Source organism: Zoogloea sp. 1C4 (assembly GCF_009469605.1).
In the GTDB taxonomy this organism is placed as follows: domain Bacteria; phylum Pseudomonadota; class Gammaproteobacteria; order Burkholderiales; family Rhodocyclaceae; genus Zoogloea; species Zoogloea oryzae.
Genome location: NZ_SSXU01000007.1, coordinates 1 through 12,009, shown reverse-complemented (window position 1 = coordinate 12,009; position 12,009 = coordinate 1). Strand labels below are relative to the sequence as shown.

Annotated in this window: 8 protein-coding genes and 1 pseudogene; all 9 read left to right on the top strand. The window is 62.9% G+C overall.

Features of this window, described 5'->3' with window-relative positions:
• Positions 1–147 precede the first annotated feature (147 nt).
• Positions 148–1,404, top strand: a complete 1,257-nt coding sequence (locus GH681_RS10325; protein WP_153161403.1) for a tyrosine-type recombinase/integrase — start codon at positions 148–150, stop codon at positions 1,402–1,404.
• A gap of 114 nt (positions 1,405–1,518) precedes the next feature.
• Positions 1,519–2,655: a hypothetical protein gene (locus GH681_RS10320; RefSeq protein ID WP_153161402.1), complete on the top strand. Its 1,137-nt coding sequence runs from the start codon at positions 1,519–1,521 to the stop codon at positions 2,653–2,655.
• 116 nt (positions 2,656–2,771) lie between these two features.
• Positions 2,772–3,056, top strand: coding sequence for an AlpA family transcriptional regulator (locus tag GH681_RS10315; RefSeq protein ID WP_228111861.1), 285 nt, complete (start codon positions 2,772–2,774; stop codon positions 3,054–3,056).
• A 1-nt stretch (position 3,057) separates the two neighbouring features.
• Complete coding sequence (locus tag GH681_RS10310; RefSeq protein WP_153161401.1) at positions 3,058–3,351, top strand: hypothetical protein; 294 nt, start codon at positions 3,058–3,060, stop codon at positions 3,349–3,351.
• Positions 3,338–6,301 (top strand): tape measure protein, encoded by a 2,964-nt coding sequence (locus tag GH681_RS10305; RefSeq protein WP_153161400.1) that lies wholly within the window; start codon positions 3,338–3,340, stop codon positions 6,299–6,301. Before GH681_RS10310 ends, GH681_RS10305 begins: the two co-directional genes overlap by 14 nt.
• Before the next feature lie 104 nt (positions 6,302–6,405).
• On the top strand, positions 6,406–6,975 hold the full coding sequence (locus tag GH681_RS10300) for a hypothetical protein (RefSeq protein ID WP_153161399.1): 570 nt from the start codon (positions 6,406–6,408) through the stop codon (positions 6,973–6,975).
• Positions 6,972–9,908, top strand: coding sequence for a DUF927 domain-containing protein (locus tag GH681_RS10295; protein WP_153161398.1), 2,937 nt, complete (start codon positions 6,972–6,974; stop codon positions 9,906–9,908). The genes GH681_RS10300 and GH681_RS10295 overlap by 4 nt, the downstream gene beginning before the upstream one ends.
• A gap of 518 nt (positions 9,909–10,426) precedes the next feature.
• Positions 10,427–11,305, top strand: coding sequence for a hypothetical protein (locus GH681_RS10290; protein WP_153161397.1), 879 nt, complete (start codon positions 10,427–10,429; stop codon positions 11,303–11,305).
• A 280-nt stretch (positions 11,306–11,585) separates the two neighbouring features.
• Positions 11,586–12,009, top strand: a pseudogene (locus tag GH681_RS10285) (hypothetical protein); the annotation flags it as partial.

Here is a 12,009-nt window from a genome sequence, read left to right as displayed (position 1 = left end):
CCAGAAAGCCCCGCTGTTGCGGGGTTTTTTATTTTCACCGCGTATCATGACGCATCTTGGAATCTCACCATTTACCGGGTAAGTTCACGGGTACAAAAACTCTTACCCGGAAAATAGGCCGGGTACAGCTACAAAGGAGTATTTGCCTTGCTGACCGATACCCAGTGCAGGAACGCGAAAGCCAAGGAACGGCCCTACAAGCTCACGGATGGAAACGGGCTGGTGCTTGAGGTGAAGCCCAACGGCGTGAAGGCCTGGCGCTACCGTTTCGAGCTGAACGGCAAGGAGTCCATGTTCGCCGTCGGCGAGTACGTGACCGCCCCCACTGGCGAAACGCCCGAGGAGGCCGAAGCCCGCCGTGCCGGCCGGTGCTTCACCCTGGCCGAAGCCCGCGAGGAGCGCGCCAAGGCCCGGGCGCTGGTCAAGCAAGGCATTAACCCCGCCCACGCTCGCCAACTCAACAAGATCCGGGCGCAGCAGGACGCCAACAACACCTTCGAGGTCGTGGCCCGTGAATGGGTCGCAATGCGAGACTGGGAGGAAACCACCAAGGCCCGCCGCCTCGACACCCTGGCCAGAGTGGTTTTCCCGAAGATAGGAGCGCTGCCAGTCAAGCAGATCACGCCCGCCCATGTTCTTGATGTGCTGAAGACCGCCCACGGGAAAAACGGGCCGAGCGTTGCCGATGAAGTGAAACGCACCATGTCCAGCGTGTTCGACCTGGCGATTTCAACGCTGCGCGCCGACACCGACCCGGTACAGCCGGTGCGGAAGGCCCTGCCCGCCAACAAGACGCAGCATAAGCGCCCCTTGGAGCTGGAAGAGATCGGACGGCTCTTCAGGGACATGGACGGGCACGGCGGACGCCACGAAACACGCGGCGCCTTCCTGTTGATGTGGCTCACCCTGTGCCGCCCGTCTGAGGCCGTAGAGGCGGAATGGTCTGAATTCGACCTCGACGCCGCGCTATGGCGCATCCCTGCGGAACGGATGAAGAAACGCAAGCCGCACACAATCCCCTTGCCCGCTCAAGCCGTTTCCACCCTGCGCGCTCTGCACGGCATCACAGGGCACCTGACCCACGTATTCCCCGGTCGTGACGATCGCGCCCGCCCGATGGCCGTTGAATCCTTCCGCCAGGCGCTGCATACGCTGGGCTGGTCGGGCAAATACAGCCCCCACGCAACCCGGACCACGGGCAGCACGCGTCTGAACGAAATGGGGTTTCCATCGGATTGGATCGAGCGCCAGCTTGCCCACGCCGACGCAAACGCGGTTCGACGGACCTACAACCACGCGGAGCACCTTGAAGACCGTCGCCGAATGATGCAGCAGTGGGCCGACCTCCTCGACCAGTTGAAAGCCGGGGCAAACGTCGTACCGATACACGGCCGCGCCGCCTGAATTGAGGATCAACCGAGCAGAACGCCGCGCCTAGGTCGGCCAACCGAAAACGGGGAAACCTTCGCCCCGCTGGCGCGGCACCTTTTCGAAGGGCGCCGGAAGGGGCGTCTCAGCATGAGTAACCGAAAACGCAGAGAGTGGCTGCTTGCGGAGAAGCGGCGCCAGCTAGATGAGGCAGATATTGGCGATGAGCTGGATTCATTTTCGGCCGAATTCAAGTATCGCGTTCGCAGCCATTTTTCGTTTGTCGAACGTCAACCGCTGCGGTTTTCGAACAACCGTCAAGGCAGCGACAACCTGGGCGGAAGCCTGATTGACGTCCAAGGGAAGAATATGCCGCCGCCTTTTAACCCGCTGTTCGATGACCTCCATCATCTCTTGATCGAGGCGGACTGGTGTCGGCTTTGGTCAAGTTATCAGAGCGACCTTGAGGAAGCCGATCGTACTTTTAATGCCGCGCTTGGCATGCTCTCCAAGCATGGCCGCGTTGTCAGCTCATCAAGCGACGAGCCCGTGTGGACAGACGGTATGCAACGAGCGGCCCGATCAATTAACGGAGTCCGCAGATCGGTTTTTCAGTACGCCGATCGGTTTCCGTCTGTTCTTCAATCAGCGAGGCTGTTTTGGCCGGAATGCAAGGACATCGGGGACAGTGACGTTCTTGCACTGTTGGCTGCAGATCAGGCCCATGCTGCCGCAAAAATACTCGTGAACCTGATTAAAGATGTCGAGGAACGAGCGATGGATGAAGACATCAGCCGCCGGGACGACGGGCGCTTTTCAATGCTCCTAACCGAGATATCCGAGAAGCGTCGCCAAGACTCGTCATACGGGTTTGGGAAGCTGCGGCGCGCCCGCGACCTTCTCCGCTTGGCCCAACTGGCGGAGTTGGCTGCGGAGTCCGAACTAGCGCGTTTGCGCTTTGAAGAGCAAGAGCGCGAGTTCATGCGACGAGAGAGCGACATGGCGCGAAAAATTGAACGGGTCAAGAACTTCGATCAGAGCGGTGGTCACGAGCGGGGCCTTTGGCGTTTGGTTGATGAAATACTCGACACGATTGGCGCTGGGGCGTCCGCGAGACAAGTATGGGATCAACTGAAAGCCTACAAGGGCAAGGGGGTTGTTTACGACATAAACGAACATGAAGTGTCGTGGATCACCGCCGCGGGCCACCTCGCGAAAGCTCCAACAGGATTCAGATCTTTTGAGACCACGTTGAGCAACAAGAGAAAGAAGAAACGTGGAGGCTAAAATCAGGGTTACCGGAAAACCCTGAAACGCGTCTCCTAGTCTCGCCATGCCTTTCAACAAGAGGCATGGGACATCATCAATGGTCGCCATGCCTCAACATCATGAGGACATGGCAAATGAAACAGCGAAAAGCCCAGCGCCTTGCGGCCTCGGCGCCCATCGATAGGGACGTGCCCGCCCAGCCGGCTACCACGATCCCTCCGGCGCTGGCCGGCTTCGACTCCTATCCCGACTCTGCATACGTCCGCCTTCCGGTCGTTTGCGCCCTTTTTCAGGTATCACCAGCCACCATCTGGCGCTGGTCGAAATCCAATCGGATTGCCTCGCCTCGACGTCTCTCCGATGGCGTCACCGCCTGGAACGTCGGCGAGCTTCGCAAAGCACTGAACGGGGGGGCGTGACATGAAAGTCATATACCTGCCAGTCCGACCGAAGTCCGGTGAGAACCCAGTCAAACTGCGTTTCCACGTCGATGAGTTCAACTCATTGCCCTGCGCACTCGATCTGCTGATCGAAGTCCTGAATGTCGCGGCTGAACTTCAGGGCTCCGAGTCACCCTTGAAGGTAGTGATTGGTGACGCGCTGACCGCTCACCACCAACGGGTTGCGATGACAGTCGCCGCCACGTTCAAGGTGCAATTCGGCGACGCCTGGCAAGAAAAACTGGTGGAGGTGATCAGCCATGGCAAACGCTGATACCGCCACCAGTGTTGAAATCCGTGCCGAAGTCACGGGTATCGAGAAGGTCGACGCGCTAGACAAGTCTGTCGAGGATGTCGGGAAACAGGCTGCGGAGACGGCCCGCGAAGAAGACCGCCTCGCCGCCATCGTCGAGGCGTCCAAGACGCGCCAGCGGATGGCCGCACAGGAGCTACTTGCCGCGGAGCGAAAGACCTACGCAGAGGCCGAGTCAACCATGAAACGGGCGGTCAGTCTCCGCGAGGCAGAAGCCCGAGCGGTTGAGGAGTTCTCATCCCGGACGAAGCGCGCCCTGTCAGATGCCTTCTCGGCCGCAGGCATTCGCGGAAGCGAAGCCATTCAGGCAGAGATTCTCAACATCCAGCAGTCGCTGCTGAAACTTGGTGCCAACGCCAAGGTATCGGGCGCCGATTTTGACCGGGCCTTCTCGGCAGCTCAGACCAAGATCGCAGCCCTGGAAGCGGAGATGAACGGCACGCTTCCCGCGATGAATCGGATGGAAGGCCAAGCGAAGGGTCTGCGGGGTGAGGTCACTGCAATGGCGGGTCAGTTTGTTGGCCTTTTTGCCGCCATGCAGGCAGGTAAAGACTTCATCGCCGCCAATGCCGGTGCAGAGAGCCTGCTTCGTACGCTCACCCAACTGAAGGGCAGCTCACAGGCGGCGGCTGCCGAACTGGAGTACATCCGCGGCGCCTCAAATCGCCTTGGCATCGATGCCCGAGAAGCGGCGAAAAGCTACACCCAATTGCTTGCCGCAACCCAAGGCACCGCCCTGGAGGGCGACGGCGCAAGGCGTGTTTTCGAGGCTGTGGCGGGTGCAATGGCATCCCTGGGAAAGAGCAGCGCTGAAACGAATAGCGCCCTGATGGCCGTCAATCAGATGGCGAGCAAGGGCACGGTCCAGATGGAGGAGCTGAAAGGGCAACTCGGCGAGGCACTGCCCGGCGCGCTCAAAGCCGCTGCGAACGGCACCAGTCTGACGGTGGCGGAACTGTCCAAGATGGTCGAGTCAGGCAACGTACTGGCTGAGGATCTGCTGCCGGCCCTTGCCCGGGGGCTGACCGAAATGTACGGGGTTGGCAAGGCCGAAAACGAAACCTTCGTCGCCAACCTGGCGCGGCTCAAGAACGCGGTCTCCGAGACTTGGCAGGTTATCGGCGACAGCGGTGTCTTCAAGGCGATCACGCAAGGCCTCGGGCTTGCAACGCAGGCCGTTGGCGTCCTGACGGTCGGCTTCGAGGCATCGGCCAAGAAAATCGGCGTGATCGCAGGCGCCATCGCTTCAGGTGACTTCGGCCTAAAGGGGTTTTCCGACCAGGCCAAAGAGGCACTCGGCGAGATCGACATTCAGACTGAGCAAAGCCTAAAGAAGATCAGCAATTCCACCAAGGTCGCGGCCACCGGGCTTGATGAGGTTGGAAAGGCGGCAGAGGAATCCGGGAAGAAGGCCGCTGAAGCGTCCGGCGACTGGCTCAAGATCGAAAACGCCTACTCCGAGGTCGAGAAGGCCAGCACGAAGCAGATCGCCAATCTGAAGACGCTAGCCGATGCCAACGATGCGGGCGCTGCCTCGATGAAGGCATTCGCCGACACCTTCGGCACCGAAGCGGAAAAGCTCGATGCGGCCACGAACGCCGCGAAGGAGCACGAAGCCGGGCTGCGCAAGATATCCGATCAGGTGAAGGCGGATCTGGAAATTTCTAAGTCCCGTCTGGCGGCCCTCGAACAGGAGCGCGGCAGCGACGGCAAGCTGAGTGAATCAAAAGAGAAGCTGCGCGATGAGCTTCAGAAGACCATTGCTGCCAAGCAGGCCGAAGCTGACAAGACCACTCAGGCGACTGCCGCGGCCCATTCCGCCACCTTGCAGGCCGAAGCCGCGCAATCGGTATACGCGGACCACAGCAAGCAGATCTACGCATTGCGTGATGCCTGGCAGGCTGCTGAGGCCGAGTACAGCCGGCTTTCTGCCTTGAATGCGCGGGGCATCAATGTTGCCCAAGAGCTTCGAGCCGCCGACGAAGAGCGGGCCAAGGCGCTGCTGCTGTATCGGGATGCGCTGGCGGATGCCACGGCAGCGGCAGAGCGCCACCTGACTGCCGAACGAACCGCGTCCGGGCTGCAGCAGTCTGCCCTTCAAAACGATCTGTACCGGGCCAACACGATCCTGGAGATTGCCAAGCAGCGAGGCAACGAGAAGGACATTGCGGAAGCTCAGATTGCCGTCTGGCGGATTGAGCTGCAGATCAGCGAAGCTCAGGCTCAGGCAGCGCGCCTGGAGGCGGACGCCATGCTGCTGGTCGCGAATGCGAAGCGTGCTGAACTCGAAGCATCGGGGCCGCTGACCGAATCGAAGAAAGCCGAGTTGTCCGTTATGGACGCCAACATCAAGGCGAAGGAGCTTGAGGCACAGAAATACGAACTCGTTGCGGATCGGATGAAGGCGCTTTCGTACGAAACGCAGGAGCTGAAATCCACGTTCGGCGACCTTTCCTCGGCTGCAGATGAAGCGGCCACAGCAGCAGATAGAGTTGCAGGGAGTTACCAGTCTGCCGCATCCGCCATTCAGTCTGCGGCCAATGCCAAGGATGCCTTCGCGAAAGGCGGTAGTGGCGACGTGATCTCGATGGCCGTGCCGACTCCGAAAGCTGTTACAGAAAGGCTGAAAGGGCTTGGCGTCACTGAGGATGCGGCAACAGCCGCCGCCCCGCAGTTCTTCGACGCCTACGGCAACGTTCAGAACACGTACGGAAGAACGCTGGACGAGGCTGTACAGGCGCTCGCCGACAAGCTCGCCGGCAAGATTCCTCAGGCCTCTACGAACACCATTGTGCGCACGGTTCGGGTCGAGGTTGTGGACGGCGGCAACGTCCTTCCCTTGCAAGTAGAAGAAAAATATGCGCAGGCCCTTGTGAATGCGCTCCGGCGGGCAAAGGGGGCGATGGGATGAGCCACGATGACCCGCGGGGCAATCGGCCCAAAGTGCGAGCTAGCTGCCGTGTTGTGAAGCCCTGCAGCCGAATGGCGAGGTTTCGAACCGTTCCGTGCAGACGCATGCATTCGCAGGTGAAGACATCGATTCATGCGATCGGTTTTCGTGCCGCTCAGCGTAATCAGGCGCCGTCGGGTGCAATCTCCATCACCGAAGCCGGCGGCCGAGCTGTCGGTACGCCCGTGCGCCTGCTCGCCAGATGGCGGTCTGTACTTCGCTTCCGGATCGGCCATAGCACGGTTGCACCCCTCGATCAGCTACCTGACCCGGCCATGTTTCCGGACGAGTTCCCGGTTCGCCAATTTGGAACCGGGCACTTCCTTGGCGAAGTGTTGGGGGTTGCCGCACTCAAGCTCTTCAGGCAGTGCGGCACCGACTTTCCAAATGACTGGAGCTTTGACCCCATAGGTCAGTGGCTGCAATCGTTGGCATGTGCAGACGCCACGACCGACACCGGCCGTCTTTCCGTGATTCACAAAGTGATCGATTTGGGCCTGAGCTTTCCAGCGCGACTGGATGTGCTCAATGCTCGCCTTGACCAGCTCACCAATGCAGACCTTCACCGAATGAGCATGGCGGCGGTTCAAGGCGCTCCGGTTCAGCCGAACGTTTTCGAGGGGCTGATGGAATGATCGATACCACCTCGATCCTTGCCCAGTTCCGCACCGCTGCCGAAGCTCGAGGCCTGCGCCTGCCGGACCGCATTGATGCGGACGGAAAGCTGCACCGCTGCGAGCTGGCGAACGGTCCGAAGGGCAAGAATGACGGGGCTTACCTTCTCCACCTGGACGGCATCCCCGCCGGCGGCTTCCAGAACTTCCGCGACGGTCTCGACTGGGAGAACTGGCGGGCCGACATCGGCCGCCAGCTCACCCCCGAAGAGGAAGCCGCCGCCCGCGCCCGTACGGAAGCCCAGCGGGCTGAACGGGAGGCCGAAGCCAAGGCCAAGCGGGACAAGGCTCGCCGCAAGGCGAACGCGATCTGGAACAGCGCCAAGCCGGCGCCGGACGATCACCCTTATCTGGAACGGAAAGGGGTGCCATCGTTCGGCCTGCGGGTGGGCACCTGGCCCAAGTGGGACGATCACCTGCAGGACTGGCGCCGCATCCCCAACGCCCTGCTGGTGCCCATGCGCAGCCCGTCGGGCACCCTGCACAGCCTGCAGGCGATCCACGCGGAGAAGGTCGACGGCCGCGACAAGGACTTTCTGCCCGGCGGCGAGAAGGCGGGCAAGTTCCATCTGATCGGCGAGCCGGCGGAAGGCCTGCCCCTGTGCGTGGCCGAGGGCTACGCCACCGCGGCCAGCATCCACCAGGCCACCGGCTGGCCGGTGGCGGTGGCTTTCGACGCTGGCAGTCTGGAGCCTGTGGCCCGTGCCCTGCGTGATGCCCACCCCGGCGCGCGCTTCATCATCTGTGCCGACGACGATCACCAGACCGCAGGCAATCCCGGCCGCACCAAGGCCGATGCCGCCGCCCGTGCCGTGGGCGGGGTGGTGGCGGTGCCGGAGTTCGGCCCGGATCGGCCCGAGCGCGCGACCGACTTCAACGATCTGCACGCCCTCGCCGGCCTTGATGCGGTGCGGGCGATCCTCGAAGCCGCGGCAGCGTCGATTCCGGCCCCGCAGGCACACGAAACGCCCAATGCCGCGCCTATCCCTGCACCCGAAGCCGAAACGCCCACCAGCGGCCCGGAAACCGCCCCCGCTGCGCCTTCGGTTGAACCGGAGAAGCCCGCCAAGCGCCCCCGCAAGCCCAAGACCAAGGCGGCGCCCGCACCGACCGGCGGCGAGGTGTTCGAGCTTCGCGACGGCGCCGACGGCCGCGGGGTGTATCGCCTGAAGGTGGAACGACGCGGCGAAGGCTGGGAGACCGTCGAACAGTTCGTGTGCGCCCCGCTTGAGATCACGCACCAGGTGCGCGATGCCCGGGGTGAGAACTGGCAGCGTCTCGCCACCTTCAACGACCACGACGGAAGGCGCCGCCGGGTGTTGGTTCCTGACGAAATGCTCGAAGGCGACGGCGCCGCGCTGGCCCGCCTGTTGCGCGCTCAGGGCCTGTTCATTGGCGACAACAAGGGCGGCTTGCTGAAGATGTACGTGAACCGATCACGGCCACCTGCCCGCGCTCGCTTGACGGGCCGCATCGGCTGGCACGATGACTGCTCCGAGCCTGGCCGCTGGTCCTTCGTCCTAGGCGGCGATGCCGACCCGCTTGCCGCCCCAGGAGCTGAACTGTGGCTGCACGCGGCACAGGGCAGCGGACACGCCCAGTTCAAGCAGGCCGGCACCCTCGACGACTGGCGGGCCAACGTGGCCGCCCTGGCGGTGGGCAACAGTCGGCTGACGTTCGCCCTGTCGGCGGCCTTCGCCGGGGGCCTGTGCTGGCTGCATCCGAACGTGTCGGGCGGCTTCCATTGGGCCGGCGGTTCGAGCCTGGGCAAGTCCGCCTTGCTCTACTCCGCGACGAGCCTGTGCGGCCCTGCCACCTACCGCCGCACCTGGCTGCTGACCGCTACCGCGATTGAAGGCGTGGCCGCCGGACACTGTGACGCCCCCCTCCTGCTTGATGAACTCAAGCAGGCCGGCAACCCGCGGGACGTGGCCCAAGCGGCCTACATGCTGACCAGCGGTCAGGGCAAAGGCCGGGGGCAGGCCGCCGGGGGGCTGCGGGAAACCGCCTCCTTCTCCCTGCTCTTCCAGTCAAACGGGGAAATCGGCCTGACTCAGTTCCTCGAAGAGAACCAGGAACGCGCCTACGCCGGCCAGGAGGTGCGCTTCTGCGAGCTGCCGGCCGATGCCGGCGCCGGCTTCGGCTGCTGGGACGTGTTGCACGGCCTCCCCGATGGGGCGCGCTTTTCTGAAACCCTGCAGCGCAACGCCGCCAAGCACTACGGCACGGCGTACCCCGAGTTCATCCGCCGCGTGATCCGGGAGCGGGACGCAATGCCCACTCAGTTCGAAGAGCTGCGCCGCGCCTTCGAGGCCCGCGCCCTGTCGAACAAAGCCGGCGGGCAGGCGATCCGGGCTGCGACGCGCTTTGCCGCGGTGGCCTACGCAGGCGAGAAGGCTACGGAATGGGGCCTGACCGGTTGGCCGCAGGGGGAGGCCGTCAAGGCGGCTTTTCGGATGTTCAAGGACTGGCTGCAGGCCTTCGGGGGCGAAGAGAACCGCGAGCCCCGCAAGATGGTGGAACAGGTTCAGGCGTGGATTCAGGCCCACGCAGGCGCCCGCCTGGAGGATTGGAGACGCCCCAGCATCTCCGACACGCACGCGCCACGGACGATGAACCGGGCCGGCTGGAAGCGCCCCACGAAGGACACGGCAAGCCTGAACGAAGCCGATCACGTCTTTGAGTACCTGATCTATCCGGCTGTCTTCAAGGGCGAGCTGTGCAACGGGTTTGACCCGGCACAGGTGGTCAAGGTGCTGACGGATTCAGGACTGCTTGAGCATGGCGACGGCAAGAACATTGCGGTCAAGGTAAGGGAGCCTGGAGCCGGCGGAACGAGCCGCCTGTTTTGCATAAAACCGGCTGTTCTCGGGTGGGGGATGGAAGGTGATTGACTGGGCTGAATTGGTGGCCGATTCCACCCAAATGACGCCTACAAATGAGGCAAAACACCCTTGTTCCGACTCGACAGGTCGGAACAAACCCCAAAATCCCGAAAAGGTCGGAACAGCCGAAAGCCGCGCCCCGATTGGGTTTCCGGACTCTGTTCCGACCGTTCCGACTGTTCCGACGGTTTTTGAAAGGTCTAGGGTCGAAGGTCACGAAAATAGCAGTTCAATGTCATTTATCGAGCCGGCCGGGGGTGGGCTTGAAGGGCAATCTGCGCCGCATACAGCACCCGTCAAATCGGCTTGCCGAACCTGCGCCCACCGACACCGCCCCGGCCTTTCTGACGGCTACTGCGGGAGTCGCCCGGACCTTCCGCCCGCCTACACCCCCGGGCACCCCCTGCGCCGGCTTCCGGACGATGGCGGGGCGACCTGCCCCGACTGGCGGCCCCACCCCTTCATGGTCTGATCTGGATTCGGCAGCCCTCCCTCATGTCTCGCACCCCTTGAATGGACACTCAAGAATGAAGATCACCGTGAAAGCCCATCTCTCCCCCGCGCTGCTGCAGATCCGGTCTGTGAAGCGGCAGCTCCCATTCGTCGCCGCGCGCTCGTTGACGATGACCGGGCAGGCTGCGCGCACGGCAGTGAATGCCGAACTTGGGCAGCAATTCGACAGGCCGAAGCCGTACGTCACCAAGCAGGCCATTCAGGTGCTACCGGCCACGAAGCAATCGCTGTCCGTCCGGATTGGCGTTGGCATTCAGTACGATGCCCCAAGCAAGGGCACCGCCTACGCCAAGGTGTTGAATCACCACTTCACGGGCGGTGCCCGCCCGTTCACGAAGTTTGAGGGTGCGCTTCGGCGTGCCGGACTGCTGGGCATCGGTGAAATGGTTGTGCCTGGCGCTGGCGCCGCGCTAGACGCGTTCGGCAATCTGTCTCAAGGGTCGGTGGTCAAGATCATGTCCGTGCTTCGCCTCTTTGCAGAGCAAGGGTTCCGGGCCAACGAGACGGACCGGGGCCGGGCGAAGCGGGAGAACATCCGCCAGCGCCGCCGCCCGGGTGGTGGCGCCGACTACATGGTCAAGAGCCAAGGCGGAAAGAAGGTGCGCCGCAACTATGTGGAGATCGCCGGCAAGGCCTACTTTGTCTCGCGTGGTCGCGGCCATTGGTTCGGGCGTGGCGCATGGCTTCATGGCCGAAGCCAGAACCTGCCGGCGGGCATCTGGGAGAAGTCCGGCATCCACGGTGCCGAGATCAAGCCACTGGTGATGTTCGTTCGGGCCGGCACGTACCGGAAGCGGTTCGACATGCCGCAGATGGTCGGCCGGGTCTTCGCTGCTGACTGGAACCGCAATTTCAACACCGCCTTCCGGCAGGCCATGCAGTCGGCGCGGTGACTCTGAACCTGCAGATGGCACGACCTGCCGGCGGTCGTGGGTCCTTTCCGGAAGGTCTGCCGCAAGGGTAATGCGAACCTCCCTCGGGCTCTACTCACGGGCCGTGCTAAGGCAATGCTCCCAACTTAACGCCAACCCCCTTGTGAACCCGCGCCACTCTCGGTAAAATTCATACCGTTAAGTCATTGATAAATAGACAGTATGAACTCAAACACTCGATCCCCAATCGCTGCTGGATGAGTTCTCCAAGTTCCTCCTCGACCCCGCCCTGGTCAATCAAGTGCGCCTGCGCCCGGGCGCTTTCACCCGCGATCGCCACCTGACCTTGCCGCGCATCGCGGCGATGATGATGTCCGGAATGTGCGCCAGCGTGCAGGCCGAACTCGACACCTTGTTCGGCCAGTTGAAGGGCATGACGGTCCGCAGTCGGGAGGTCAGCGCGCAGGCCTTCAGCAAGGCGCGGAAGGGGTTTTCAGCGGAGCTGTTCCGGCTCGCCGGCCGGCACCTGCTGGCGCTGGCCCAGCCGCAGATCGATGCGGCGCGCTGGAACGGTTTGCGCGTGGTGGCGGCCGACGCCTCCCGGCTGCGCGTCTCGACCCGCGCCAACGCCAAGCTGCCTGCCGATCACTACGCCTTCGCGCTGTTTCTGCCCGGGGCCGAGCTGACGCTGCACGCGAGCCTGCATCCGGCCGACGGTTCGGAGC

Bases quoted from the DNA above. Each gene is read 5' to 3' on its own strand.
- GH681_RS10305 (WP_153161400.1), top strand. From the start codon at position 3,338: ATGGCAAACGCTGATACCGCCACCAGTGTTGAAATCCGTGCCGAAGTC.
- GH681_RS10315 (WP_228111861.1), top strand. From the start codon at position 2,772: ATGAAACAGCGAAAAGCCCAGCGCCTTGCGGCCTCGGCGCCCATCGAT.
- GH681_RS10290 (WP_153161397.1), top strand. From the start codon at position 10,427: ATGAAGATCACCGTGAAAGCCCATCTCTCCCCCGCGCTGCTGCAGATC.
- GH681_RS10300 (WP_153161399.1), top strand. From the start codon at position 6,406: ATGCATTCGCAGGTGAAGACATCGATTCATGCGATCGGTTTTCGTGCC.
- GH681_RS10310 (WP_153161401.1), top strand. From the start codon at position 3,058: ATGAAAGTCATATACCTGCCAGTCCGACCGAAGTCCGGTGAGAACCCA.
- GH681_RS10295 (WP_153161398.1), top strand. From the start codon at position 6,972: ATGATCGATACCACCTCGATCCTTGCCCAGTTCCGCACCGCTGCCGAA.
- GH681_RS10320 (WP_153161402.1), top strand. From the start codon at position 1,519: ATGAGTAACCGAAAACGCAGAGAGTGGCTGCTTGCGGAGAAGCGGCGC.